The organism is Streptomyces sp. NPDC034099 (assembly GCF_055575415.1).
In genome coordinates this window covers 10,608-35,862 of sequence record NZ_JBVISR010000005.1, presented here as the reverse complement: position 1 = coordinate 35,862, position 25,255 = coordinate 10,608, and the positions used below count along the sequence as shown (strand labels likewise).

Annotated in this window: 22 protein-coding genes; 7 read left to right on the top strand and 15 right to left on the bottom strand. The window is 73.4% G+C overall.

The window, feature by feature from the left end:
- Window positions 1–26: 26 nt before the first annotated feature.
- Complete coding sequence (locus tag ACZ56V_RS15880) at window positions 27–278, bottom strand: WhiB family transcriptional regulator (RefSeq protein WP_104631312.1); 252 nt, start codon at window positions 276–278, stop codon at window positions 27–29.
- A gap of 124 nt (window positions 279–402) precedes the next feature.
- Window positions 403–1,317 (bottom strand): LysR family transcriptional regulator ArgP, encoded by a 915-nt coding sequence (locus ACZ56V_RS15875; RefSeq protein WP_398910183.1) that lies wholly within the window; start codon window positions 1,315–1,317, stop codon window positions 403–405.
- A gap of 77 nt (window positions 1,318–1,394) precedes the next feature.
- Between ACZ56V_RS15875 and ACZ56V_RS15870 the strand changes: the two genes are divergently transcribed.
- Window positions 1,395–2,009, top strand: coding sequence for a LysE/ArgO family amino acid transporter (locus ACZ56V_RS15870; protein ID WP_398910181.1), 615 nt, complete (start codon window positions 1,395–1,397; stop codon window positions 2,007–2,009).
- Window positions 2,010–2,090: 81 nt separating this feature from the next.
- Window positions 2,091–3,425 (top strand): MFS transporter, encoded by a 1,335-nt coding sequence (locus ACZ56V_RS15865; RefSeq protein WP_398910179.1) that lies wholly within the window; start codon window positions 2,091–2,093, stop codon window positions 3,423–3,425.
- 7 nt (window positions 3,426–3,432) lie between these two features.
- On the opposite strand, the gene ACZ56V_RS15860 is transcribed toward ACZ56V_RS15865, so the two are convergent.
- The 3 genes from ACZ56V_RS15860 to ACZ56V_RS15850 form a co-directional block, all read right to left on the bottom strand.
- Window positions 3,433–3,888 (bottom strand): cyclic nucleotide-binding domain-containing protein, encoded by a 456-nt coding sequence (locus ACZ56V_RS15860; RefSeq protein WP_104631308.1) that lies wholly within the window; start codon window positions 3,886–3,888, stop codon window positions 3,433–3,435.
- Between the two features lie 294 nt (window positions 3,889–4,182).
- Complete coding sequence (locus tag ACZ56V_RS15855; protein WP_468942729.1) at window positions 4,183–5,661, bottom strand: aminotransferase class I/II-fold pyridoxal phosphate-dependent enzyme; 1,479 nt, start codon at window positions 5,659–5,661, stop codon at window positions 4,183–4,185.
- Between the two features lie 49 nt (window positions 5,662–5,710).
- On the bottom strand, window positions 5,711–5,926 hold the full coding sequence (locus tag ACZ56V_RS15850; protein ID WP_356367048.1) for a hypothetical protein: 216 nt from the start codon (window positions 5,924–5,926) through the stop codon (window positions 5,711–5,713).
- 154 nt (window positions 5,927–6,080) lie between these two features.
- On the opposite strand from ACZ56V_RS15850, the gene ACZ56V_RS15845 reads away from it, so the two are divergent.
- The 5 genes from ACZ56V_RS15845 to ACZ56V_RS15825 all read left to right on the top strand — a co-directional run bounded on the left by ACZ56V_RS15845 (window position 6,081) and on the right by ACZ56V_RS15825 (window position 9,379).
- A complete protein-coding gene (locus ACZ56V_RS15845) occupies window positions 6,081–6,539 on the top strand; it encodes an ATP-binding protein (protein ID WP_356367050.1) in 459 nt (152 codons plus the stop codon).
- A gap of 183 nt (window positions 6,540–6,722) precedes the next feature.
- Window positions 6,723–7,592: a SigB/SigF/SigG family RNA polymerase sigma factor gene (locus tag ACZ56V_RS15840; protein ID WP_468942724.1), complete on the top strand. Its 870-nt coding sequence runs from the start codon at window positions 6,723–6,725 to the stop codon at window positions 7,590–7,592.
- Window positions 7,593–7,669: 77 nt separating this feature from the next.
- Window positions 7,670–7,945: a DUF5133 domain-containing protein gene (locus ACZ56V_RS15835; protein ID WP_468942721.1), complete on the top strand. Its 276-nt coding sequence runs from the start codon at window positions 7,670–7,672 to the stop codon at window positions 7,943–7,945.
- 137 nt (window positions 7,946–8,082) lie between these two features.
- Window positions 8,083–8,916, top strand: coding sequence for a DUF1206 domain-containing protein (locus ACZ56V_RS15830; RefSeq protein ID WP_398910169.1), 834 nt, complete (start codon window positions 8,083–8,085; stop codon window positions 8,914–8,916).
- 28 nt (window positions 8,917–8,944) lie between these two features.
- Window positions 8,945–9,379, top strand: coding sequence for a hypothetical protein (locus tag ACZ56V_RS15825; RefSeq protein ID WP_042825638.1), 435 nt, complete (start codon window positions 8,945–8,947; stop codon window positions 9,377–9,379).
- Window positions 9,380–9,402: 23 nt separating this feature from the next.
- Here the strand turns inward: ACZ56V_RS15825 and ACZ56V_RS15820 are convergent, their stop codons facing one another.
- From ACZ56V_RS15820 to ACZ56V_RS15775, 10 genes are all read right to left on the bottom strand, one after another.
- A complete protein-coding gene (locus ACZ56V_RS15820; protein WP_398910167.1) occupies window positions 9,403–11,649 on the bottom strand; it encodes an FUSC family protein in 2,247 nt (748 codons plus the stop codon).
- 143 nt (window positions 11,650–11,792) lie between these two features.
- Complete coding sequence (locus ACZ56V_RS15815; protein ID WP_398910166.1) at window positions 11,793–13,169, bottom strand: NAD(P)/FAD-dependent oxidoreductase; 1,377 nt, start codon at window positions 13,167–13,169, stop codon at window positions 11,793–11,795.
- 231 nt (window positions 13,170–13,400) lie between these two features.
- Window positions 13,401–15,140, bottom strand: a complete 1,740-nt coding sequence (locus ACZ56V_RS15810) for a PP2C family protein-serine/threonine phosphatase (protein WP_468942716.1) — start codon at window positions 15,138–15,140, stop codon at window positions 13,401–13,403.
- Window positions 15,137–16,198: an ATP-binding SpoIIE family protein phosphatase gene (locus tag ACZ56V_RS15805; protein WP_467384096.1), complete on the bottom strand. Its 1,062-nt coding sequence runs from the start codon at window positions 16,196–16,198 to the stop codon at window positions 15,137–15,139. Before ACZ56V_RS15805 ends, ACZ56V_RS15810 begins: the two co-directional genes overlap by 4 nt.
- A complete protein-coding gene (locus ACZ56V_RS15800; protein WP_468942712.1) occupies window positions 16,198–16,638 on the bottom strand; it encodes an anti-sigma regulatory factor in 441 nt (146 codons plus the stop codon). The genes ACZ56V_RS15805 and ACZ56V_RS15800 overlap by 1 nt, the downstream gene beginning before the upstream one ends.
- Window positions 16,638–17,069: an STAS domain-containing protein gene (locus ACZ56V_RS15795; protein WP_467384100.1), complete on the bottom strand. Its 432-nt coding sequence runs from the start codon at window positions 17,067–17,069 to the stop codon at window positions 16,638–16,640. Before ACZ56V_RS15795 ends, ACZ56V_RS15800 begins: the two co-directional genes overlap by 1 nt.
- A complete protein-coding gene (locus ACZ56V_RS15790) occupies window positions 17,066–17,965 on the bottom strand; it encodes an STAS domain-containing protein (protein WP_468942709.1) in 900 nt (299 codons plus the stop codon). The genes ACZ56V_RS15795 and ACZ56V_RS15790 overlap by 4 nt, the downstream gene beginning before the upstream one ends.
- A gap of 158 nt (window positions 17,966–18,123) precedes the next feature.
- Window positions 18,124–18,516, bottom strand: coding sequence for an STAS domain-containing protein (locus tag ACZ56V_RS15785; protein WP_398910159.1), 393 nt, complete (start codon window positions 18,514–18,516; stop codon window positions 18,124–18,126).
- A gap of 118 nt (window positions 18,517–18,634) precedes the next feature.
- Window positions 18,635–21,142, bottom strand: coding sequence for a SpoIIE family protein phosphatase (locus tag ACZ56V_RS15780; protein WP_468942706.1), 2,508 nt, complete (start codon window positions 21,140–21,142; stop codon window positions 18,635–18,637).
- On the bottom strand, window positions 21,139–25,134 hold the full coding sequence (locus tag ACZ56V_RS15775; RefSeq protein ID WP_467384103.1) for a HAMP domain-containing protein: 3,996 nt from the start codon (window positions 25,132–25,134) through the stop codon (window positions 21,139–21,141). The genes ACZ56V_RS15780 and ACZ56V_RS15775 overlap by 4 nt, the downstream gene beginning before the upstream one ends.
- Between the last annotated feature and the right edge of the window lie 121 nt (window positions 25,135–25,255).

Genomic DNA, 25,255 nt, shown 5'->3' with positions numbered 1-25,255 from the left:
GCTGTGTCCGGCGAGGGCGCCGGGGATCAGCCGGACCTGCGCCGCGATGCCTCGCGCCGCTTGAGCGCCCGGCGTTCCAATTCGCCGGTGCCGCCCCAGACTCCGATGGTCTGTCCGGTGTCGAGCGCCCAGCGCAGGCACTGCTCCTGGACCGGACAGGTCCGGCAGACCGCCTTCGCCTGCTCGGTCTGCAATGCGGCCGGGCCGGTGGTGCCGATCGGGAAGAAGAGGTCGGGATCCTCCGTCCGGCATGCGGCGTGCTCTCGCCAGTTGTCCATCAAAGTCACCTGCGATCGGTATCGTTCGCGTCTTCGGGCATGGCCTACTCCGTTGCGGGTGACCGGTCGACAGCGGTGCGAAACCGGCGAGACCGCCCCGGGTCGCCGTGCCGGTGCCGGGCGCCTACCGGCGCAGCGCCCGCGCGGCCGCCGTCACCACGGCGTCCGCCACCGCGGCCAGCGCGGGGGAGTCGAGCCTCCACTGCTGCCAGTACAGCGTGACGTCCACCGCCAGGTCCGGGGCGAAGCAGACGAGCCGGCCGGTGCCCAGCAGTGGATCCGCCTGCGGCTGCGGCACCATGCCCCAGCCGAGACCGGCGGCGACGGCCTCGGCGAAACCCTCCGAGGTCGGCACGTGGTGCCGCACGGCACTCGCGCCCTCGTGGCCGAGCCGCCGCGCGAAGGCGTCCTGGAAGTCGTCCCGCCGGTCGAAGACCACCACGGGGACGTCGGCGACGGACTCCCGCGGCGGCCCCGCCAGATGCCGGGCGGCGAATTCGGGAGCGGCGCAGGGGAGATAGCGCATCCGGCCCAGCTCCCGGACCGTGCAGCCCGGCACCGGTTCGGGCGACGACGTCACCGCCGCCATCACCACGCCCTCCCGCAGCAGCGTCGCCGTGCGGCCCTCGTCCTCGCGGCGCAGTTCGAAGCAGAGGGCGGGATCCCGGGGCAGGCGGGTCAGGGCGGGCAGGAACCAGGTCGCCAGCGAGTCCGCGTTCACCGCCACCGACACCCGGGTCGGCTCGCCCTCCCCCCGCAGGCCCAGCTCGGCCGAGGCGTCCCGCTCCAGCCGCGCCACCTGGCGGGCCAGCCGCACCAGCACGGCACCGGAGTCGGTCGCCCGCACCGGCTTGGTGCGCAGCAGCAGCACCCGGCCGGTGCGCCGCTCCAGCGCCTTCACCCGCTGGCTGACCGCGGACGGCGTCACGTGCAGGGCGGCTGCGGCCGCGTCGAACGTGCCCTCGTCCACCACGGCCAGCAGGGTGCGCACGTGGTCCAGCGGCAGATCCGCGAAGGTCGGCGCGTAGGCCGGCGTCACGTCGTCATCACAGTGGCTAATGATACGTAAGAATCCTTAGCTGTACGTCCTGTGATCGTCCGCTTAGCGTCGAGGGCATGAACAACGCCCTCACGGCGGCCGCCGCCGGCTTCGGCACCGGACTCTCGCTCATCGTCGCCATCGGCGCCCAGAACGCCTTCGTCCTGCGGCAGGGGGTCCGCCGCGACGCGGTCCTCGCCGTGGTCGGGATCTGCGCGCTGTCCGACGCCGTGCTCATCGCCCTCGGCGTCGGCGGGGTCGGTGCCGTGGTGGTGGCCTGGCCGGGCGCGCTGACCGCCGTCGGCTGGATCGGCGGTGCCTTCCTGCTCTGCTACGGCGCCCTGGCCGCCCGGCGGGTGTTCCGTCCGTCCGGCGCGCTGCGGACGGACGGCGACGCCGCGGGCTCGCGCCGCCGGGCCGTGCTCACCTGCCTGGCGCTGACCTGGCTCAACCCGCACGTCTACCTCGACACGGTCTTCCTGCTGGGCTCCGTCGCCGCCGACCGGGGGCCGCTGCGCTGGACCTTCGGCCTCGGGGCCGCGGTCGCCAGCCTGGTCTGGTTCGCCGCGCTCGGCTTCGGCGCCCGCTACCTCGGCCGCTTCCTGGCCCGGCCCGCGGCCTGGCGGGTCCTGGACGGCCTGGTGGCCGCCACCATGATCGTCCTCGGCCTCTCCCTCGTCGCCGGGGCCTGAGCCGGACCGGGCCCGGCTCAGGCCCCCGGCCGCTCCGGTGTGCTCGAACGGAGCTGCGATAGTGATCCCCGCAACCGGAAGATGTACCGAGCACGTAGGAAGCGCGTGGACACCAGCGAGAGCAGCGGCGAGAGCGCCACCGAACCGGACACGAAGGTCCCGGCGCCGGACGGAGCACGGCAGCGGGGGTGGCGCCGCTGGGCCATGGACACCCGCCCGCTGCGCCGCCCGGCCTACCGCAGACTGTGGTCCTCGACCATCGTCACGGCCGTCGGCAGCCAGCTCACCGCGGTCGCCGTACCGAAGCAGATCTACGACATCACCGGCTCCTCGGCCTGGGTCGGCGCCGCGAGCCTCGCCGGTCTGCTGCCGCTCGTCGTGTTCGCGCTGTGGGGCGGTGCGGTGGCCGACACCATGGACCGCCGCAAGCTGCTGCTGATCACCAACACCGGCATCGCGGTGACCTCGCTGCTCTTCTGGACACAGGCGGTCGCCGGCCTGGAGTCGGTGGCCGCGCTGATGCTGCTGCTCGCGCTGCAACAGGCCTTCTGGGGCCTCAACGCCCCGGCCCGCAACGCCTCCATCGCCCGCCTGGTGCCCGAGGACGAGCTGCCCGCCGCCAACGCCCTCGGCTCGACCGTCATGCAGACCGGGCAGGTGGTCGGCCCGCTGCTCGCCGGTGCGCTGATACCGGTGATCGGACTGCCCGAGCTGTACCTGATCGACGCCCTGGCCCTGTGCGTCACCGTGTGGGCCGTCTACAAGCTGCCTTCCCTGCCGCCGTCGGCGGGCACGGCGGTGCGGCGCGCGGGCGTGCGCGAGGTCGTGGCCGGCTTCCGCTACATCGCCGGGCACAAGGTGCTGCTGCTGTCCTTCCTGGCCGACATCGTCGCCATGGTCCTCGGCATGCCCCGGGCCCTGTTCCCGCAACTCGCCGCCGAGACGTACGCGCCCTACGGCGAGGGGCTCGCGCTCGGCCTGCTGTTCGCGGCGATCCCCATCGGCGCGGTGGCCGGCGGACTGTTCTCCGGCACCTTCTCGCGGGCCCGCCGGCACGGCTGGATGGTGATCGGCGCGGTCGTCGTCTGGGGGGCCGCCATCACCGGTTTCGGCCTGAGCGGCAGCCTGTGGCTCGCGGTGGCGTTCCTGGCCGTGGCCGGCGTCGCCGACATGGTCTCCATGGTGTTCCGCGGGGCGATCCTGCTGTCCGCCGCCACCGACGAGATGCGCGGGCGCATGCAGGGTGTGTTCACCGTCGTCGTGGCGGGCGGTCCCCGACTGGCCGACGTCCTGCACGGCGGCGCGGGCTCCGCCTTCGGTGCGCGCGAGGCCGTGGCCGGCGGCGGGCTGCTCGTCGTGGCGGTGATGCTGGCCCTGGCCGTCGCGGTGCCGGCGCTGCGCCGCTACCGCGTCTGACCGCCCCTCACAGGGAGCCGCGCCCGTGCATCGCGTAGTGCTCCATGAGCCGGCCCCTGGTGGACTCCAGCCGGTGGGCGAGGATCTCCGCGACCGACCGCACCAGCACGATGCCCAGCGACGGGTCCTCCTCGCACAGGTCGAGCACCGCGGCCGCGTCGAACTCGTAGGCGCGCACCGGGCTGAACGCCTCGGCGCCGAAGTCCCACTCGTAGGGCGGGAACAGCCAGGACCAGCCGAGCAGGTCGCCGACGCCGAGACTGGCGACCGTGACCCGCTGCAGGGACGTCACCTGCTGGGTCAGGGAGACCGCGCCGGAGCGGATGACCCAGAAGCGGTCCGCCCTGCCCCCCGCCTCGAAGATCCGGTCGTCCTCCGGGAAGGAGACCTCCCGGGCGAGCCTCATCAGCCGCTCACGCTGGGGGAGGGGCAGGGCGGTCAGGAGTTTGATCGCTTTGGTCATGGCAGGGGACTCCTCGCCGGCGATTCGGTTCCGGGTCTTTCCCTCTGCCCATTTCAGTCGCTGTCGCCGCACTGAGCACCTCGGCGGACGGCGGGATCCCGTACGGATTCCGTGCCGGAACCGGGGACGGGAGTGCGAGGACATGAAAAAGCCCTGGCCGGACGGGGGAGGCCGGCCAGGGCCGTAAGCGGTGACCGCGGAGGACGTTTCGGTCGACTCCGTCGCCACGTATGGATGAACGCTAAACCATCTTGGTCCGTTCCGCGAAACCGGCCCGCCGTCACGTGATCCGTCTCACTCGCCGTGCTCCGCGGCGACCCGGACCGTCTCCAGCGCCGGATCGGTCGGGTCGGGGAGGTACATCCCGGCCTCCAGGCCGCTGCGCAGATAGCGCAGGACCGGCCCGGCCAGCCGCTCACCCGGCAGCACGGCCGGAATGCCCGGCGGATACGGCGTGATCATCTCCGCAGCGATCCGCCCGGCGGCCCGGTCCAGGGGCACGTCCTCGGTGGGCCCGAAGAACGCGTCCCGGGGCAGGCACACCTGCGGCATCCGCAGCTCGGCCGGCGACGGCACCTCGACCCGCGGAGCGGGGGCGAGGCCGGGGGCGGCGCGGGCGAGGTCCTTGAGCGCGGTGAGCAGTTCGTCGGCGGTCTCCCGGTCGTCGCCGTGGGTGATCTGAGCGCCGATGCGGCGGTGGTCGGTGATGTGGGCGATCACGCCGCGGTTCTCCCGCAGCCAGTCCGCCGCCCGGAAGCCCGAGATGCCGAGCCCGTCGAGGTCGATGACGACCGGCAGCGGATCGAAGCCGTGGGCCGCCCCGGGGCCGCAGAAGTCGTCCCGGTCGTTGACGTGCATGCCGTCGATCTCCTCGATCGCCGCGCGCACGTCGGCCGCCAGTTCCAGCGCCCCGCCCATCAGCTCCTGTCCGCCGAGCGCCATCTGCCGGCGCCAGCCGTCGAGACCGGCGAAGATCAGCACCGAGGGGCTCGTGGTGCTCAGCAGGTCGGCGCGCATGCCGAGGAGCTTCGGCTGCACCAGGTCGCCGCGCAGATGGAACACCGAGCCCTGCTCCAGACCGCTGCCCATCTTGTGGATGCTGGTCACGCAGACGTCGGCGCCCGCGTCCATCGCCCAGGACGGCAGATCGGGGTGGAAGGGCAGGTGCGCCCCCCACGCCTCGTCCACGATCAGCGGCACCGAACGCCGGTGGCAGACCTGGGCGACGGCCCGCAGGTCGGCGCTCGCGCCGTACGGCGTCGGACTGGTGACCAGGGCGCCCTTGGCGTCGGGGTGGGCGGCGAAGGCCTCCTCGAACGCCTTGGCGGACGGCGGATGGGCCAGATGCCGCTCCGCGTCCCAGCGCGGTTCCACCCACACCGGCTCGATGCCGGACAGGATCAGCCCCGAGACCACGGACTTGTGGGCGTCCCGGCCGATCAGTAGCTTCTCGTGCGGCCCCGCGACCGCCAGCATCGCCGCCTTCACCGACAGGGAACTCCCGCACGTCGAGAAGAACGTGTGATCGGCGTGGACGGCGTCCGCCATCAGCTCCTGGGCGCGCTGCAGCACCCGGCCCCGGGTGAGCCGGTCGTCGAGTCCGGCCGTCGCCAGCACGTCGCCGTGGAACACGGCGTCGCCCAGCACCTCGCGCACCGCGGGGTCCGCCCCGCGCGCCTGCTTGTGCCCCGGCGGCGTGAACGACAGCCGTCCCTCGCGGCGGTACTCGACGAGGGCTTCCAGGACCGGTGCTCGGCTGTGATCGGCTGTCATGCCCGACCGGTTTCCCGTCCGGCGCCGCGTCAATCCGTCCCGCGGCCCCTCACCGGGCGTTCCGCCCCGGGGTCAGCACCTCGTCGAGCACCCGCAGGACGGCCTCGTACGCCACCGTCCGCACGGCCGCCTCCCGCGAGGCCTCCGGGTCGGTCGACCGCAGCTCCTCGCTGCGCGCCCGCCAGCTCCGCCCCTCCTCCAGCGCGCAGGTCCTCGCGCGGTGCATCCGGCGCAGCAGTTCGTCCGAGTCCACAACATCCGTCATGCACTCCGCGTACCCCCGCTGGGCGCCCGGATGGCTCCCGGGCCGCACGGAGGGCCGGAGGTTTGCCCGTACCGGCAGAGGTCAGCCGACAAAGACGAGGCCGCGGCGCGCACACGGCCCGACCGGACCGTCCCACCGACCAGGGAGCTGACGGATGCGTGACAGGGACACGACTCAACCCGCTGTCGAACAGCGCGGCGGGGGCACCCGCCGCCGGAACCGGCCCTGCAGGCCGGCCGACGCGCGCAGGGCGGTCGAACGGGCCGTCACCGACTGCCCCGGCACCCACGGCGGCGCGTCGTGCGACGCGGGCGCCCTGTCGGACGCCGTGCTCGTCGCCTCGGAGCTGACCACCAACGCCATCCTGCACGGCGGCGGCGTCACCGACTTCCGGGTCGACGTCGTGGGGCCCGGCGTGCGACCGGGCGTGCGCCTGTCGGTGTGCGACCGCAGCCACGACCTGCCGGTGGCGGTGCCCGCCACGGACGACCGGGGCCGCCGACGCCTCGGCGGCCGGGGCTGGCCGATCGTCTGCCGGCTGGCCCGCGAGGTGCGGGTGGCAGATCTTCCCTCCGGAGGCAAGTGCATCACCGTGGTCGTTCCGCTGTCCTGATGACTTTTCGAAAAGCGGAGTTTGTTCCACCGGGGCAGGGGCAGTCGCAGATTCGTGCTTCGGACCGGAGGCGCAGCAGCGGGAGCGGTACGGCTGCTTCGGTGCCCCGGGTGTGCCCGGGCGCCCCGGACAGCACCGTTCCCGCGGAAGTCCCCTGAGACCACCGTTCAGGAGCGGATCCGCATGCTCATAGAAACGCCCACCATCCGTCCCGATACCCCCCAGTCCACCCAGCCCGCCGACCCCACGAACGCTTCCGCCCGCCGCCGGCACGACGACGCCCCCGACACCATGGCCCTCTTCGGCCGCCTCGCGGGGCTGGCGGACGGACCCGAGCGTGACGCCGTCCGCGACGAACTCGTCACGGCCTGGCTGCCCATGGCCCACCGGATCGCCGGGCGGTTCCGGGACCGCGGGGAGTCCATCGAGGACCTCCGCCAGGTCGCGGCGCTCGGCCTGGTCAAGGCCATCGACCGCTTCGACCCGGAGCGCGGGGCCTTCGAGAGTTACGCCGTGCCCACCATCACCGGTGAGGTCAAGCGCCACTTCCGCGACCGGATGTGGGCCCTGCGGGTGCCCCGCCGGGTCCAGGAACTGCGCAACAAGGTGCGCGTCGCCCGCCGGGAACTCGCCCAGAGCCCGGGCAGCCCCGAACCCTCGGTGGCCGCCCTGGCCGCCCACACCGGGCTGACCGAGGACGAGGTCGGCGCCGGCATGGAGGCGCTGGAGAGCTTCAGCACCCTGTCGCTGGACGCCGAGCTGTCGGCCGGCGACGACGGCTACAGCCTCGCGGACACCCTCGGCGCGGCCGACACCTCGTACGAGACCGTGATCGACCGCGAGTCCGCCAAGGAGGGACTGCGCAAGCTGCCCGAGCGGGAGCGCGCCATTCTCTACATGCGCTTCTTCGAGGACATGACGCAGAGCCGGATCGCCGACTGCCTGGGCATCTCGCAGATGCACGTCTCGCGGCTCATCAGCCGCAGCTGCGCCCGTGTCCGCGACGAGGCGCTGGGACAGCACAATCGCTCCGGCCACCCGGCGCGGACCTGATGAACCGACGGGACGACGAGCCGGACGACGGGACCGGCAACACCGGGAACGCAGGGAACACAGGGAGGGACGGACGGATGCTGATGCCACACCCCGCGGTGCTGCGCAGACTCCTGGCGGAGTACGAGGCCACCGCGGTGAACGAGCCCGCCGACGCGACGGGCAGGCCGGGCCCGCGGACCCGGGACCTGGAGTACACGCTGTGCGTGTCCACCGGTACCCGTGATGTGCGGCAGGCCCTGGAGACCGCCCGGCGCCGGCTCGCGGACGCGTCGGCACCGGCACCGGCACCGGCACCGGCACCGGCACCGGAGCCCGTACCCGGTGCCGCGCACGCGGGAGTGGCGGACTGACGCGAGGAACGGCCAGGGGAACGACGGACGACCGCCCGTACACCATCAGTCGGTGTACGGGCGGTCGTCCGTCCACCGGCACTCCGGTGTACGCGGCCGATGCCGGGGCATGCGGAAGTCCGGGAGGGGAGGTCCACATGAACGCACGCGTCCTGGCACGTACCGGCCGAGGCCACGCCCGGCGGGCCGCGAACGGATCGGCGGCCGAGGGGGCCGCCCGGGCGGGGCTCACCGCTCGCGGCGTCATCTACCTGCTGGTCGGCATCCTGGCCCTGCGGATCGCCTTCGGCAGCGGAGACCGGCAGGCGGACCGGGGCGGCGCCCTGGCCGAGCTGTCGGACCGGCCCTTCGGCGCGGTGCTGCTGTGGGCGCTCGGTGCCGGACTCGTCGGAATGGCCCTGTGGAGGCTGTCCGAGGCGGTCTTCGGAGTCACCGGCAAGGACGGGCACACGGCGAAGAAGCGCCTGCCCGCCGCCGCCCGCTGCGTCTTCTACGCGTTCGTCGCCTACTCCGTCCTGGCCTTCGCGGCCGGAGCCGGCGGCAGCGGCTCCAGCGACCGGCAGTCCCGGGACGTCACGGCCCGGGTGATGGAGATGCCCGCCGGCCGGTGGCTCGTGGGCGTCGCCGGCGCCGCGATCGTCGTCGCCGGGGTGGTGATCGCCGTACAGGCGCTGCGCCGCACCTACCGCAAGAAGCTGAAGCCCGGCGGGCTCAGCCCCCGGGCCCGGCTGCTGGTCGACGTCACCGGCGTCGGCGGCGGAACGGCCCGCGGCATCGTGTTCGCCGTGGCGGGGGCCTTCGCCGTACGGGCCGCCGTCGACTACGCACCCGACCGGGCGAAGGGACTGGACGACACCCTGCGCTCCTTCGCCGACACCTCCCTCGGCCCCTGGCTGCTGGCCTGTGTCGCCGCGGGTCTGGTGCTGTTCGGCGTCTTCTCCTTCGCGCTCGCCCGCTGGCGGAGGGTCTGAGCGGCCCGGCACGGGGAACACGGGGCAAATGAACGAACACGAGATTCCTCCGCCGGACGGACGTCCCGTGGACGTCTACCTCGACCTTCTGCGCGTTCGCATGCCGAACGACGACTACCAGCTGCTGCTCAGCGTGGTGGAACCGGTCCTCCAGGCGATCGACGAGCAGCAGATGCCGACCATCGACTTCTCCCTGGACGGGGACAACGCCGAGGCGCTGCCCCAGGAGATCAGGGACGAGGCCGCCCTCGTCATCGCCACCGCCGTCACCGGACGTCTCGACAACGAGGTCGTCGAGATCGACACCGACGAGACCGGTCCGGTCCGGGTCGTCACCGACGCGGCCACCGCCTCCGACCCCGAGCGCCTCGGCGAGATCGCCGACTACCTCAAGGAACGCCACCAGCAGAACGAGGAACTGCGCGGGATCGCCGAGGCGAGCGGTCTGCCCAGCGACTTCTGACCCCCATCAGCCCGGAGGCCCCGTCAGCGCTGCGGCGCCCTGACGGTCACACCCAACGGCCGGGCGAGGCCGACCACCGCCTCGTCCAGCCGCTCCAGGTGCCGCAGCACCCGGCCCGTGATGCGGCCGTACCGCGGCACTCCGGCGGCGTCCGGCTCCAGCAGCGAGGCGATGCTCGGGCCGGTCTCCACCTGTGCCACGGCGTCCTCGTCGGCGACATGGGCGGCGATCGCCTCGATGTTGCGCACCGTGCGCCGCACCGCGCCGCGCAGCCGCGGGTCGGCCGCGATCGACGGATGGGTGGGCAGCAGCTCGGCCGTCGCCGCCAGCGACCGCGCGTGATAGGCGCAGGTCTCCAGCAGCGCCACCACGTACTGGGCCGTGTCCCGCCGGGCCCGCAGCGGCGTGATCGGATGGGTCAGAGGCTGGGTGGCGGCCCGCAGGTCGCCCAGCGCCTGGTCCAGCTCCCGCGCGGTGTCCAGCAGGTCGGCCTCCGGCCCGCCGCTGAGCTGGTCGACGGCGCCCTCCGTCACATCGGTGAGCCGCTCCAGCACCGTGCCGAGGAGCTCGTTCGTACGCCGGTCCGTGCGTATCGGCAGCACCAGCGCCGCCGCCACGATGCCGCAGGCCGCGCCGAGCGCCGTCTCCTCGATGCGCAGCACCAGCACCGACATGCTGTAGGTGTGCAGCAGCGTGTACAGCAGTCCGAGCATCGCGGTGACGAAGAACGACATCAGCGTGTAGGACAGCGGCGCGGTGTAGAACATCGCGAAGATCAGCACCAGCACCAGTCCGAACGCGGTCCAGGTGTGGTTGCCCACCAGACCGGCCAGCACGATGCCCGCCACCACCCCCAGCACCGTGCCGAGCAGCCGACGGTAGCCCTTGACCAGGATCTCGCCGGTGGAGGCGGTGTTGATGAAGACGATCCAGCAGGTGAGCACCGCCCAGTACCAGCGCTGCGAGGACAGGAACTCGCCGCCGACGATCGCCAGCGAGGACCCCACGGCCACCTGCACCGCGGCGCGCGTGGTGGGCCGCCGCAGCCCGGTCTGCTCCTCCTCCTCGGCCGCCTCCTCACCGGCGTCGATGGCCGCGTCCTCGGCGTCCAGCTCCTCCCGGGAACGGGCGGTGGCCGGTGAGTCGTCGGACTCGTCCTGCGGCCCGTCCAGCGCGATCCTCAGGCCCATGACCGCGCGCGCCGTCTCACCGATGGCGCGGAACACGTCCTGGACGGCCGCGGTGGCCTCGGGCAGGTTCTCCTCGTCGCGGTAGCCGAGCAGCCGGTTGCGCAGGTGGGACAGCGCCGTTCCGCGCGCCTCCGCGGGCGGCCGCAGCACCAGGGTGCGCAGCGCCGTGAGATCGCGGCGCAGAGTCTCCGTGGCCTCGCCGGGCGCGGGGGAGTGGCCCACCGTGGGGGCCGGCGCGCCCGGCAGGTGCAGCGTGAGGGTGTCCGCCCGTTCGGCGCTGCGCGCGGTCAGCAGCAGCAGACCGAGGCGCTCGGCGGCGATCTCGGCGTCCGCGATGCGCCGCTGCACCAGGCGTGCCGTGGACGCGTCGGGCGTGCCTTCGTCCAGCCGGGACTGGATCATCAGGGCGGTCTCGTGCAGGCGCGCGGTGCCGTCCCGCAGGCGCTCCAGCGTCCTGTCGATGTCGTCGGGACCGGCGTCCAGCAGATCGAGCTGTGTCGCGATCAGCTGGGCCAGCCGGGCGCGGAAGGCCTGCCGCAGCAGGCTCAGGATGCGCGCGGGCGTCGCCGGGACCACCCCGAAGCGCACCACCGCGCTGGACGCGAACGCCACGGCGATGGCGGCCCACAGCCCCGGCAGCCCGGAGACCCTCGCACCGACGAACAGCGACACGAAGTAGACCTGGAAGCCGATCAGCCCGAGCGCCGTTCCCCGGTCGCCGAACCGGCGGACGAAGACCGCGCAGAAGATCAGCACGACGAAGAAGGCGTCCCCGAGGACGACCCGCGAGGTGAGCAGCGTGCTCAGCGAGACCGAGGCCAGGGCTACGGGCAGCCCCAGCGCCAGCGTGACGGCCTGCGGGCCCGGCTCCTTCTCCCGGATGGCGAACGTCGCGACCATCGCCGCCATGGCACCGGCCACCAGATGCTTGACGTCCACGCCGAACACGGCGAGCACGCCCAGCGTCAGCGCGATGGCGCCCACCGTCCGCAAGCCCGCCGTCAGCCGCAACAGCCCCGGGTCGGACGCGGCGACGCGGTCCCGCAGCCGTGTCCGCGCCGAGCGCCCCGCTGCCTTCACGCCGCCGTACACTCTCCCGATTCACCACCGGCCCTCACAGCCGGTTCCAGCCACGTCCCGGCCGGTTCATGCCGAGATCCACTTCTCAGCATGTCATGCCCCGGCCCGCCACGGGCCGCGGGGGCAGCCGGGGCGGCCGGGGATCAGGGCTTCGCCCGGTCCGCCTCCGCGACCCGCTCCCGCACCTGTTCCGGCGTCAGATACGCGTCGGTGTACTCGAAGTCCTTCAGCTTGGCCGGCTTGCGGGCCTGGAAGCCGGTGCGGACGAAATCGTCACCGGCGACCGCGTTCAGCGCCCAGTTGGCCGCCACCCGGGCCTTGGCCACGCCCGTGCGCAGCGCCGACCAGTGGTAGCCGCGGGCCACCGCCTGCGCGGGCAGGCCCGTCAGCTCGACCCCGAGCGGCTTGGAGACCGCGTCGGTGCCGCCCAGGTCGACGACGAGACCCAGGTCCTTGTGGACGTACGGCCGCATCGGCTGGTTGCGCAGGGTGGCGATGAGGTTCTCGGCGACGTGCCGGCCCTGCCGCATCGCGTGCTGGGCGGTGGGCGGGCAGACCGCGCCCTCCTGACCCTTGGCGAGGTCGGGCACGGCCGCGGAGTCGCCGAGCGCGAACACCCCGTCGTGGTCCGGCAGGCACATCTCCGCGGTGACCGCGAGCCGGCCCTTGACCGTCTCCGCGCCGAGCGTGGCCATCAGCGGGCTCGCGACGACGCCCGCCGTCCAGATCAGCGTGCGGGTGGGCACCACCCGGCCGTCCGTGAAGGTGACCTCCTCCGGGGCGGCCTTGGCGATGGAGACACCCAGCGAGATGTCGATGCCGCGCCGCGTCAGGATCTCCTGCGCGTCGCGGCCGAGCTTCTCGCCCAGCTCCGGCATCAGCTTCGGCGCGATGTCGATCAGATGCCACTTGATCAGGGCCGGGTCCAGCCGGGTGTAGCGCTTGACGGCGGCGTGCGTCAGCCGCTGCAGACACGCCGCGGTCTCGGTGCCGGCGTAGCCGCCGCCCACCACCACGAACTGCAGCCGGGAGGCGCGCTCCACGGGGTCCTGGCTGGCGTCGGCGAGGTCCAGCTGGGAGATGACGTGGTCGCGGATGTACGCGGCCTCCGCCAGCGTCTTCATGCCGAACGCGTTGTCGGTGAGCCCGGGGATGTCGAAGGTGCGGGTGATGCTGCCGGGCGCCAGCACGATGTAGTCGTAGGGCTCGTCGACGATCCGGTCGGTGATGGTGCGCACCACGCAGACCTTCGCCTCGAGGTCCACCCCGATGGCGCCGCCCGGGATGATCCGGGTCCGGTACTTGCTGCTGCGGCGCAGCGAGAGCGCGATCGACTGGGGGGTGAGCACCCCGGCGGCGACGTGCGGCAGCAACGGCAGATAGAGCTGGTAGGAGAACGGTGTCACCAAGGTGATCTCGGCCTCGCTCGGCGAGAGCCTGCGTTCCAGACGACGGACGCACTCCACGCCGGCGAAGCCTGCGCCCACCACCAGGATCCTGGGTCGTGTCACGGTGTTCATCCCTTTCTGCGGCTCCGGGGCGGTCTGCCGCGGACGCCATTCGCCTGCCCGAGGATCGCCGCTTCGCACCTCGTCCATGCGACCGCGCCCGGACCGCTTCGGCCAGCCGGGTGCGGCAGGCAGGCGACACGTCCTGATCACCACCATGCCCCGCCCGGACCCGGAGCGCACCGGGCGGGAGCGGACCGCGCGGAACTTCTCCCGCGGGAGGGGTCCGTACCGCGCGGTGGATCAGTCCGTTCCGCGCAGGTGGCACAGCAGCAGGCACACGTCGTCGTCCCGTTCGGAGTCGCTGAGCATCGGACGCAGGATCCCGTCGGCCGAGCCCTCCAGGTCCGTGTCCAGCTCCGCCGGGCCGAACGACCCGAGCGCGTCCGTCAGCCGCGCGATGCCCGGGTCTATGCCGAGGGCACGGCGCTCCACCAGACCGTCCGTGTACAGCGCGAGCGTCGAACCGGGCGCCATGGGCACCGTGTGGTCCGCGATCTCCTGGCGCAGCGGGATGCCGAGCATCGCACCGGGTTTGGCGTCCAGGGTGCGCACCCGCCCGTCGGGGGTACGCAGCACCGGCGGCGGATGACCGGCGGCCGCCCACGTCACCGTCGGGTCGTCGGGGTGGAAGCGCGCGATGACCGCGGTGGCGAACAGGTCGGGTTGGAGGTGGTGCAGGAAGATGTGCAGCCGGGTCAGCAGCTGCCCGGGGCTGCCGCCGTCGACCGCGTACGCGCGCAGGGCGGTGCGCAGCTGACTCATCATCACCGCCGCGCGCAGCCCGTGCCCGGTGACGTCCCCGACCACGGCGATGACACCGCCGTCGGGCTGCCGGAACGCGTCGTACCAGTCGCCGCCGATGTTCAGCCCGTGGGTGGCCGGCAGATAGCGCGCGGCCAGGGAGAGCCCGGGCGGGGCCGGCAACTCCGTCAGCAGCGCCCGCTGGAGGGTCTCGGCGATGTCGCGGTTGTGCTGGTAGCGCTGGGCGTGGTCGATCGCGATGCTGGCCCGCCGGGTCAGCTCGACCAGCATCACGGCGTCGTCCGCGTCCCAGCGCTCCCCGGGCGGGGACAGGGTCACCACCCCCAGGGGTGCCTGCCGCGTCGGCAGCGGGATGCACAGCAGGGGCCGCTCCGGGGCCAGCGCCGAGGGCGGCTGGTCGTCCACGCCGGGCAGTCCGCCCGGTTGCGCGGCGGCGTACTGCGGGCGCCCGGTGCGGGCGGCGACCACCGCGGCGGCCGCGTGGGCGGGTCCCGGCCGGTCGCCGTCCTGGTCGAACAGCCAGATGTCGACACTCGCCGCGTACTCGGGCACCAGCAGCTCCGGCAGCCGGCGCACGATCTCGTGGTGGTCGAGCGACGCCGTCAGCACCGCGCTGGCGTCCGCCAGGAACGTCAGCCTGCGCCGGGCGTTCTCCGCCTCCGTACGCGCCTTGCGCTCGGCGGCGAACGCCTCGCGCTGGGCGCGCCCGGCGGCGTCCAGTTCGGCGTGCAGCGCCACCACGCCCTGGTTCGTCTGCTGGAGCTCCTCCCGGTGGAACTCGACGAGGCCCTCCTGCTCGGTGAGGCGTTCCAGCACCAGCGTCGTGTCCTCGTCGGCGCCCAGCAGGGCCTCCGCCAGCAGCGCCGGATCGTCCGCGCCGGCGTCGGCGCCGGCGTCCACGTCCGCCGCCGGCTCGGGGCACGGCACCGTGACCCGCCACGGCGGCTGCCCGGCGGCAGCGGCCTCGGGCGACGGCGTCACCACGGCGTGCAGCACGCTCTGCCCGGCCCCCGGCGCGGTGCGGGAGTCCGTCCCCGTGTCCAGGGTGAGCCGCCAGGTGCCGCCCTTGGTCAGGCACAGCAGCAGCTGCGCGCCGAGCGAGGCCGTCAGCCGCGCACGCTCCACGGGCGGCACGCCGAAGGCCGCCGCCAGGCGCGCGGTGGCGATGCGCGCCCGCGCCGCGTCGGCGACGTCGGTGATCTGCCAGGTTCGGGTCATGGGCCGTCCGGCGGGGTCGGGGCCAGCACGGCGACGGCGGTGTCGTCCCGTACGGGCCGGGCCGGGCTGCTGGCGTCGCGGATCGTGACGGCGGCGGTCACCGCCGGGTCGGCCGCCGTGCGGCACGTGTCGGACGTCGGCGACCAGCGGCTCGGCAGGCCGTCGCTGTGCAGGACCAGCACCCGGTCGTCGGCCCAGGGCGCCTCGTCCTGACGCAGCGTGGTGGGCCGGTGGGTGCCGACGATGCCGGGCCGCGACACCAGGTGCCGCCAGGTGCCGCCCTCGCACAGCCGCGCCCCGATGTTGCCGACGCCGGTGAAGCGGAGCACCGCGGCCCGCGTGTCGACCTGGGCCACCGCGACGGCGGCGCCGCGGGTGCCGGACAGCGCCCGGTCGAGCCGCCGCACCGCCTCGGCCGGCGGCAGGTGGGCCGCGGTGCGCAGCGCCTCGACGGCGGCGTCGGAGGCACGGGCGGCCTCGGGACCGTGGCCGAGACCGTCGGCCAGCATCAGCGTGACCAGGTCGCCGTCCCGGACCCAGGCCCAGGCGTCACCCGAGTAGTCCGCACCGCCGAACGGGACGTTCACCGCGCCGGCCCGCAGGCGGCCCGCCGGACCGGTGCCGGTGACGCGGGGCCCGGGTACGCCGACCCGGGCGACGACCACCGTGCCCCGGCCGGGGACACTGTGCAGGTCGAAGTCGTCGGCGAGGCGCGCACAGGTGCCGAGGCCCGCACCGAGGGACCCCGTGGTGGTGAAGCCGTCGCGCAGCGCGGCGGACACGTCGGCGATGCCGGGCCCGTGGTCGACCGTGGTGATCTGCACGCGTGGCCTCGCCTGCCCGTCGGCCGGGAGGACGGGCGGGGCGACCACGTCGACGATCACCCGGCCGCCACCGGCGTGCTTGAGCAGGTTGGTGGCCAGCTCGGTCGCCACGAGCGCCGCCGTCGAGGTCCGCTGCTCGTCGAGACCGGCCAGGGCGGCCGCGTGCTCGGCGGCCACCCGGGCGTCGCGCACCCGGGTCGAGTCGTGCACCGGGACGTCCCACACGCGGGGCATCAGGACTCCCCTCGCGGGCGTGGCGGGCGGCCCACCCAGGACGTCACCCGCACGGTCGTCCCGGAGCCCGGGGCGCTCTCGATCGCGAACTCGTGCACCAGGCGCCGCGCGCCGCCCAGCCCCATGCCGAGACCGTCGCCGGAGGTGAAACCGTCGCTGAGCGCCTGTTCCAGGTCCGGGATGCCGGGGCCCTCGTCGCTGAAGGTCAGCCGCAGCCCGTGCGCGGTCCCCTCCACCAGCGACTCCGTCTCCATGGTGCCGCCGCCCCCGTACACGAGGGTGTTGCGGGCCAGCTCACTGGCCGCCGTGACCAGCTTCGTCTGGTCCACCAGGCCGAAGCCGAGCTGGGCGGCCGCCTGCCGCACATGCTGCCGCACCCACACCAGATCCATGTCCGAACGGATCGGCAGGCGGGCCTGGGAGCCCGCTGCAGTGTGCATCACTGACTCTCCTGGCGCAGGCCGCCGAAGCGGGACGACGGAGCCTGCTGCCTGAGGAGGTCCATGGCCACCTCGGTACTGAGCGCGGTGTGCACGCCCGGCAGCGTCAGGCCCAGCTCCACCAGCGTGATGGCGACCGCCGGGCGCATGCCGACCAGCACGGTCCGCGCGGCCAGCAGACCGGTCTGGCCGGCGATCTCGGCCAGGATCCGGCCGAGGAAGGAGTCGACGATCTCCACCCCGGAGACGTCGATGACCACGCCGGTGGCGCCGCTGCGCACGATGGTCTCGGCGAGATCCTCCTGGAGCTGCTGCGCCGAGCTGTCGTGCAGATCCCCCTGAAGGGTGACCAGCAGGACCTCACCGAGCCGCAGGACCGGAACATGCCCCGTCACCGGAGCCCCGTGGGGCCCGGACCATGCCTGGCTCACCGCGCGACCGCGCCGTTCGTGCCGGGCGTCACGATGCCCACCCCGAGCTGGTGCAGCACGTATCCGAGCGCGTCGGCGAGGCTGGCCCGGGTCACCACCGTGCCCAGGTCGAGACCCAGGTGGACCATGGTCTGCGCGATCGCGGGCCGGATGCCGGAGACGATGCACTCGGCGCCCATGAGCCGGGCCGCCGCGACCGTCTTCATCAGGTGCTGGGCCACCAGCGAGTCGACGGTCGGCACACCGGTGATGTCCAGGATCGCGTAACGCGCCTGCTGCTCGACGATGGACTCCAGCAGGGTCTCCATCACCACCTGGCTGCGCTCGCTGTCCAGCGTGCCGATCAGCGGAACGGCCACGATGCCGTCCCACAGCTTGATGACCGGCGTGGCCACTTCGAGCAGCTGGAGGCGCTGGCGGTCGATCAGCGCCTGCCCCTCGCTGAGCGCCGTCTGCATCACCACGACCCGCAGGGTGCCCATCAGCACGCTCAGCGTGGTGACGCAGTGCCGGACGTGCTCGGCCGGGGCGTCCTCGGGCAGGTCGGCCACCAACAGGTTCTCGACGGGCGGACGCAGCGCGGCCAGTTCGCTCGACACCTGCGCGGTGCTCAGCCCGGAGCGCGAGCGGGCCGTGCCCATCCGCGCCAGCTGCTCGCGCACCGTGGTGAACCCGGCGGCGTCCGGGTCCTCGACCCGCGCCGCGTCCGCCACCTGCGCCAGCGCGTCCACGACGGCCTTGCCCGCCTCCACCGCCTCGTCGCGCGAGACGGTGAACACGGCCCGGAACAGGGGCTCGTCCGCCCACCGCTGGGCGATCTGCTCACGGCGGCGCCGCAGGAAGTCCCTGACCTCCCCAGTCGACGCTGCCGCCGTTCCCTCCGCGTGCTCCGGCACCTGTCCCACTCCTCATCCGCGTAGCGCCGCACGTCACCCCACCGGGGTGACGTGCCGGCGACGTGACCCAGCCGGTCGACAACTCTAACCACCCGTCGACCTGGCACGGCACCTGCTTCCGCACTACCGGCTCGGAGGGGACGCGGGCACCCGGCGGCTCAGGCGTCGGGCACCCGCGGACCCTCCGGCTGGGCGTCGATGCGGGAGAGGGCCTCCTCGACGCTGTCCGAGACCGGCACCGTGATGCTCACCCCGGTCAGGTCCAGGACGCGCCGCACCGCGGGGGGCGGCGAGATGATGTGCACGCTGCCCGGCAGCTCGCGCACCTCCTGGTAGACCCGCAGGATGATGTTCATGCCGGACGAGTCCATGAACGGGACCGCGGACAGGTCCAGCAGGAAGTGCCGTCGGCCGTGGTGGAGCTGGTTGGCCAGATGGTGCTGGAACTCGGTCGCCGTGTCGACGTCCAGGTAGCCCTCCACCTTCAGCAGCGCGACCTCCTCCCGCTCCAGCGTCACCTCGACGGACAGCGGGTTGTGGGCTATGGGCACGTGTACCTCCAACAACGCGGCGGCGCGGCGGACCGTCGTGTGGCCCGCCGCGCCGGGCGGATACCCCCGAAACCCGTCTCCACACCCCCCGTCCGGGGCCGGACGGGGGTGCCGTGCGTCACCCCACGCGGATGCCCACCAGACACGTGTCGTCGTCCGTGTCCGACCTGCTGTAGGTGAGCAGCCGGTCCAGTTGCTGGTCCAGGGTGTTGGGCGTCGGGCGCACGGTGCTGAGCAGCTGGGTCAGCGCCTCCTCCACCGGGCGGTCACGGCGTTCGATCAGACCGTCGGTGTACATCAGCAGGGTGTCCCCGGCGGCCAGCTGCGCCTCGGCCTCCTCGTACGAGGCCTCCGCCACCGCCCCCAGCAGCATGCCCCTCACCAGCGGCAGCGGTTCCGCCCCGGGGCCCCTCACCAGCACCGGCGGCAGGTGGCCCGCCCTGGCCCAGCGCAGCGTGCGCCGGGAGGGGTCGTACAGGCCGCACACCGCCGTGGCGGTGACCCCGCCCGTCAGATGGTGCGCCACGATGTTGAGCCAGGACAGCAGCTGTCCCGGACCGGCCCCGGTCACCGCGAGACCGCGCAGCGCGTTGCGCAGCACCACCATGCTGGTCGCCGCCTCTATCCCGTGCCCGGCGACGTCCCCCACGCACAGCAGCACAAGCCCGCTGGGCAGCCGCACGGCGTCGTACCAGTCGCCGCCCACCAGCTGCTCCGTCTCCGCGGGCCGGTACCGGACGGCCACCTGGAGGTCCGGCACCCGCAGCGGGGTCTGGGCGGGCGGCATGATGGCGTGCTGCAACTGCAGGGTCAGCCGGGCGCGCTCGACGGCCTGCTGCTCGGTGTGCGCGAGCTGGTCACGGGTCGCGGCGAGCGCCACCTCCGTCCAGTGCTGGGCCGAGATGTCCTGGCAGGCGCCCCGTACGAGGAGCAGCCGGTCGTCGGTGTCCAGGACCGGCTCGGCCACCACCCGCACGTGCCGGGTCACTCCGTCGGGCCGCCGCAGCCGGAACGCCGCCGACGCGGGCCGCCGGTGGTGCAGCAGGGTGCGCAGGAACCGCCCGATGGCGACGGCGTCGTCCGGGTGGGCGTGGGCGGCCAGCTCCTCCAGCGGTACCGGCGTGCTCGTCTGCGGGCGCCCGTAGAGGTCGAACAACTGCCCGTTCCAGGTGATCTCGCCGGTCAGCAGGTTCTCCTCGAAACCGCCGATGCGGCCGATCCGCTGGGCGTGCTGGAGGAGGCTGGCCAGCCGCGCCGTCTCGTCCTCGATGCGCCAGATGAGCAGCACGGCGTTGCCGTGCCGGCTGATGCTGATGTCCGCCACCGCCGACAGCGGCACCTGGTCCACCAGGGCGGTCAGGTTCATGTGCCGGGCCCGGAACGGCTCGCCCGTGGCGTACACGCGCTCCACGTTCCGGAACAGCTCGCTGTCCCCGGCGGCCATCGGGTAGGCCTCCAGGAGCAGCGCACCGCCCACGACGGCCCGCGGCCGCCCGGCCGGATCCAGGAAGCGCTTGTTCACGTGCTGGATGCGGAAGTCCGCCAGCTGCCCCGCCGCGTCCAGGTGCGGCACCAGCACCAGGGCGGGGTCGTGCAGCCCGTCGGCCAGGTCCATCAGCTCCACCGCGTCCGGGATGACCCGCGGCTCCTGCCCGGCCTCGCGCGGCGGCGTGTACGACTCCAGGGTGTGCGCGCACAGCTCCGCCAGGGCCTCCACCTGGCGGACCACCTGGGGCGGCTGCGGGGCCAGCGGCATCGGCCAGGCGATCTCCAGCACGCCGTGGACGCGTCCCCCGGTACCGGCGGGCAGGGCGACCCTGCCGCCGTCCGGGTACTGGTGCCGGCCCACGCTGGGCAGCCCCGTGCCCGCCAGGGACGTGATCCACTGCCCGGCACGCTCGGTCAGCCCCCGCCGCGCCACCGTCGCCACGTCCGGCGGCACGTACCGCCAGCGGGCCGCCTCGGCCGGGGGGAACCCGGCGCTGCCCACCAGGGTGAGCGACCCGTCGTACCCGGCCGCCCAGATGGCCACCGCCACCGCGCCGAGCGGGCGCAGCGCCTGCTCCAGCAGCGCGTCGGCGACGGCCTGGGTGTCGTCCGCGGCCAGTGCGCCGCTCTCGGCCGCCCGCAGGCGTACGGCGGCGGACTCGGCCACCTCCCCGGCCGCTCCCGCAGCCGCGGTGCCCTCGCCGTCCGTGTCGTCCGTGTCGTCCGTGTCGTCCGTGTCGTCCGTGTCGTCCGTGTCGTTCCCGGGATCCGCGGTGCGCACGGCCGCGGTGGCCGCGAGGAACGCGTCGGTCACCTCCGACATGCGGTCCCGGGCGGACTGGTTGATGACCTCGACCGCGAACTCCAGCGGCGTCACCTGGGACTGCTCGGCCAGTTCGGCGAGCTGCCGGGCGGCCTCGGCCGGACCGCAGCCCAGCCGCGCGACCAGGATGCCCTTGGCCAGCTCGATCAGCGCCCGCCCCTCGGCCTCCGCCTGGGCGGCCCGCACCTCGCGGCTGAGCCGGTCCACCGTGGCCGCCAGCCTGCCCACGGGCGACAGCGGCGTCATGCCGGCCGGGCCGGACGCCTCCCGCCGGACGACGCCGCCCGGCTCGCCGGACTGCTCGGACACGCTCATACGGGCAGCCACCGTCGGACGCACGCGATGAGGTCCTGGGTGTCGACGGGCTTGGTGACGTAGTCGCTGGCGCCCGAGGCGAGGCTCTTCTCCCGGTCGCCGGGCATCGCCTTCGCCGTGACCGCGATGATCGGCAGCTCGGAGTAGCGCGGCATCCGGCGGATCTCGGCCGTCGCCGTGTAGCCGTCCATCTCCGGCATCATCACGTCCATCAGGACCAGCGCCACGTCCGGGTGGTCCACGAGGGTCTCGATGCCCCGGCGGCCGTTCTCCGCGTGCAGCACCCGGAAACCGTGCAGCTCCAGGATCCCGCTGAGCGCGAACAGGTTGCGCGCGTCGTCGTCGACCACGAGGACGGTGCGCCCGGCGGGCGGGTCCTGACCGGCCCGCGGGTCCGGACGCGGCGGCTCCTCCGGCCGCACCAGGGGCAGCACGTCGCCGGGTTCCTCCGCGGCCAGGTGCAGGGCGATGCGCTCACGCAGCTCGTCGAGGCCGGCCAGGAACTCCAGGGTCCCGTCGGCCGAGCGCGAGCGCAGGTCCTCCTCCACGGCGGCGTCCGCGCGGTGCCCGCTGTGCACGAGCACCGGCACGTTCGCCAGCGCCGAGTCGCCCCGCAGCGCGCGCAGGAAGCGGGTCGCCTCGTCGTCGGGCATGCCCAGCTCCAGTACGACGCAGTGGCACGGCTCGGCCGCCAGCGCGCCGGCGGCCTCCTCGGCCCCCACGGCCGTGATGACGTCGAGCGGGGGCCGGTCTCCCGCGTCGTCCCGCCCGTGCGTCAGATCGGCGACCACGCTCTCCGCGACGAGGGTCAGCAGGCCGCGCGGACGCTCCTCCACGACCAGCAGGCGCCGCGGCCGCTGCCGGTGGCCGCCGGTCAGCTCGGCCACCGGCGCCGGACGGTCGAGGACGTCGGCGGACACTTCGGCCCGGATGTGCTCCGGACCGCGGGAGAGCAGGTCCTCGAAGTCGGGCCGGGCCACCGGCAGGTACAGCGTGAAGGTGCTGCCCCGGTCGGGCGTGCTGTCCACCGTGACGGCGCCGCCCAGCAGCTGCGCGATCTCCCGGGTGATGGACAGACCGAGCCCGGTGCCGCCGTACTTGCGGCTCGTCGTGCCGTCCGCCTGCTGGAAGGCGCCGAAGATCGACTCCAGGTTCTGCTCGGGGATGCCGATGCCCGTGTCCTTCACCCGGAAGGCCACCACCGCCCCGCCCCGGATCACGCCCGCGGGCACCTCGTCGTCCGGTGCCGGTTCGACGGCCAGCTCCACGCCGCCCCGCTCGGTGAACTTCACCGCGTTGGACAGCAGGTTGCGCAGCACCTGCCGCAGCCGGGAGTCGTCGGTCAGCAGGTCCGCCGGCGCCCCGGCGGCCGTCGTGACCGTGAACTCCAGGCCCTTCTGGCTGGTCATGGGCCGGAAGGTGGCCTCGACGTACTCGATGAGCTGGCGCAGCGTCACGCGCTCGGGGGACACGTCCATCTTCCCCGCCTCGACCTTCGACAGGTCCAGGATGTCGTTGATCAGCTGCAGCAGGTCCGAGCCGGCCGAGTGGATGATGCCCGCGTACTCGACCTGCTTCGGGGTGAGGTTGCGCGAGGGGTTCTGGGCCAGCAGCTGGGCCAGGATGAGCAGGCTGTTGAGCGGGGTGCGCAGCTCGTGGCTCATGTTGGCCAGGAACTCCGACTTGTACTTCGAGGCCAGCGACAGCTGCTGGGCGCGCGCCTCCAGCTCCTGCCGGGCCTGCTCGATCTGGAGGTTCTTCGCCTCGATGTCCCGGTTCTGCGCCGCGAGCAGGGACGCCTTGTCCTCCAGCTCGGCGTTGGAGTGCTGCAGCTCCTCCTGCTGCGACTGCAGTTCGGCGGAGCGGGCCTGGAGCTCGGCGGTCAGGCGCTGGGACTCGGCGAGCAGCTCGTCGGTACGCGCGTTGGCCACGATGGTGTTGACGTTCACGCCGATGGTCTCGATCAGCATCTCCAGGAAGTCCTGGTTGATCTGGCTGAACGGGGCGACCGAGGCGAGTTCGATGACGCCGAGGACCTGCCCCTCGACCACGATGGGCAGCAGCACCAGCGCCGCCGGCACCACCTCGCCGAGCCCGGAGGAGATGGTCAGATAGCCCGGTGGCAGTTCGTTCACCATGATGGTGCGCCGGCTGCGCGCGGCCTGGCCGACCAGGGTCCGGCCGAAGGCGATGCGGGTGGGTCTGTTCGTGTCCTCCGGGTAGCCGTAGGAGCCGACGAGCCGCAGCTCGGGACCGTCGTCGCCGTCCTCGGCCAGGTAGAAGGCGCCGTACTGGGCCGACACCAGCGGCACCAGCTCGTCCATGATCAGCTCGGCGACCACGGGCAGGTCCCGGTGCCCCTGCATCAGACCGGAGATGCGGGCGAGGTTGGTCTTGAGCCAGTCCTGCTCCTGGTTGGCCCGCGTGGTCGCGCGCAGGGACTCCACCATGGCGTTGATGTTGTCCTTGAGCTCGGCGACCTCGCCGGACGCCTCGACGTTGACCGAACGGGTCAGGTCGCCCTCGGCGACGGCGGAGGTGACCTCGGCGATCGCGCGGACCTGGCGGGTCAGGTTGCCGGCCAGTTCGTTGACGTTCTCCGTGAGGCGCTTCCAGGTGCCGGAGACGCCCTCCACCTCGGCCTGGCCGCCGAGCCGGCCCTCGGTGCCGACCTCGCGGGCCACCCGGGTGACCTCGTCGGCGAAGGCGGAGAGCTGGTCGACCATCGTGTTGATCGTCGTCTTGAGTTCGAGGATCTCGCCGCGCGCGTCGACGTCGATCTTCTTCGACAGGTCGCCCCGGGCCACCGCGGTCGTCACCAGGGCGATGTTGCGCACCTGGTTGGTGAGGTTGTTGGCCATCGAGTTGACGTTGTCGGTGAGGTCCTTCCAGGTGCCGGCGACGTTCGGCACGTGCGCCTGGCCGCCCAGACGCCCGTCGGTGCCGACCTCGCGGGCGACGCGGGTGACCTCGTCGGCGAACGCCGACAGCGTGTCGACCATGGTGTTGATCACGTCGGCCAGCGCCGCGACCTCGCCCTCGGCGTCGACGGTGATCCGCTGCGACAGGTCGCCGCGGGCCACCGCGGTGGCCACCTGGGCGATGGAGCGCACCTGGCCGGTCAGGTTCGACGCCATCACGTTGACGTTGTCGGTGAGGTCCTTCCAGGTGCCCGACACCCCGCGCACCCGGGCCTGCCCGCCCAGGTTCCCGGCCGTGCCGACCTCGCGGGCCACCCGGGTGACCTCGTCGGCGAAGGCGGAGAGCTGGTCGACCATCGTGTTGATGGTGTTCTTCAGTTCCAGGATCTCGCCGCGGGCGTCCACGGTGATCTTCTGGGACAGGTCGCCCTTGGCCACGGCGGTGGCCACCTGGGCGACGTTGCGGACCTGGTTGGTCAGGTTCCCCGCCATGAAGTTCACCGAGTCGGTGAGGTCGCGCCAGGTGCCCCGGACGCCCTGCACGTCGGCCTGGCCGCCGAGCCGGCCGTCGGTGCCGACCTCGCGGGCCACCCGGGTGACCTCGTCGGCGAAGGCGGAGAGCTGGTCGACCATCGTGTTGATGGTGTTCTTCAGCTCAAGGATCTCGCCGCGGGCGTCCACGTCGATCTTCTGGGAGAGGTCCCCCCTGGCGACCGCCGTGGCCACCTGGGCGATGTCACGGACCTGGGTGGTGAGGTTGCCCGCCATGGCGTTGACCGAGTCCGTCAGATCGGCCCAGGTGCCCGAGACCCCCGGCACCTTCGCCTGCCCGCCGAGCGCGCCCTCCGTGCCCACCTCGCGGGAGACCCGCGTGACCTCGGAGGTGAACACGGACAACTGGTCCACCATGCCGTTGAAGACCTTGGCGATGTCGCCCATCAGTCCGTCCGCGTCGTCCGGCAGACGGGTCCCGAAGTCGCCGTCCCGCACGGCCGTCAGGCCCGCCAGGAGACGGCGCAACTCCTGATCGCCCGGAGCCGTGTCGACGGATCCGGTGCTGTCGCTGGTCATGCGCATCCTCGTTCCGCTCCCCGGGGCCCTCGCCGCGAGGACCCCGCCACCCCCTGCCGGACCGTTCGGGCCGTCCGGCCTGCCGTGTCCGCGTGCGCGCAGTTCACGGATTCGCCCCGGG